This is a genomic window from Psychrobacter sp. 1U2, from assembly GCF_051847575.1.
Genome location: NZ_JBPYDC010000418.1, coordinates 1 through 1108, shown reverse-complemented (window position 1 = coordinate 1108; position 1108 = coordinate 1). Strand labels below are relative to the sequence as shown.

The 1108-nt window shown below is 42.0% G+C and carries 1 protein-coding gene; it reads right to left on the bottom strand.

What is annotated here, in order from left to right; translation table 11 throughout:
- Positions 1 to 165: 165 nt before the first annotated feature.
- Complete coding sequence (locus ACS8FD_RS16270; RefSeq protein ID WP_439261659.1) at positions 166 to 1077, bottom strand: rhomboid family intramembrane serine protease; 912 nt, start codon at positions 1075 to 1077, stop codon at positions 166 to 168.
- Between the last annotated feature and the right edge of the window lie 31 nt (positions 1078 to 1108).

Below are 1108 nucleotides of genomic sequence, written 5' to 3'. Positions count from 1 at the left end.
ACTAAACAGAACTTGCTTAGTGTTATTAGAAAGTGCTGCAATTTTGAACATAATGGAATCTCGTTAGTGAGTGAAAATGATCGGATAGAAAAAAGCGAGTAGGGCAAACTATATTAATCTGCTGCTTTTGTGAGCTATCTAGCAATAATAAATAAGTATGACAGTTTACTCAATGGTTTTTAGTACTTGTAATATTTGCTGATGAATATCTTGCCACCACCAGATAAAACCTGCGCTAATAAGTAGCATTATAAGCCATGGAAGTAGCTGCCATATCAGCGCAGGTTTAGTAGGAGTCTCTAGCGAGATAGAGTAGCTGCCAGATGGTTCATGGTTGATAGTAGTATTTATAGGATCAGCGGTAGCAGGATAGACAGTATTTGTATCCTGAGTATCGCCATACTCAGGCACGTCATAAGTATGAGAGTAGGTCATCGGTGCCATTGATGAAGTCATACGTTGACGATGAGCAAGCGCAAATCCAAAGGCGATAAGCAGTCCAGTAATAGCCCCACCAATATGACCGGCGTTATCAATACCCGGTACCGCAAAACCATACACAAGATTAATACCCATAATAAATACTAGGCTTCTTAAATTGAGAACCATACCGTTAACAGATATTTTAAATAGCGCGGCTATCAAGAGTGCAGCGCCGATACCCATGATACCACCAGAGGCCCCAGCTGATAGACCCGGTTGTCCTGTACCATCCAAAATACCTTGCCACGTCACGTAATTGTTTAGCAAATTACCACCGATGGCCGACAGCAAAAATAACGCCAAAAATCTGGCTGAGCCAAACATCGGCTCTGCAACTTGACCAAAAAAGTACATAGCAAATCCATTAAACAGTAAATGCATGAGGCCAATGTGCAAAAACGCACTACTTACCAGCCGCCACGGATCATCAACCATGGTTAATGGCAACGCATTGGCACCCCAGTTTAGCAGCGCTTGCGTCGAGGGATTATTGGCATCAACACCCGTCAACACTTGCACGATAAACAGTCCAATGAAACTGACTAATAATAAGGTGCTAACGGGCGCGGTCTTTAACAATTGCTGTATGGTCATAAAACGAAGTATCAATTAAAAATGATGAATA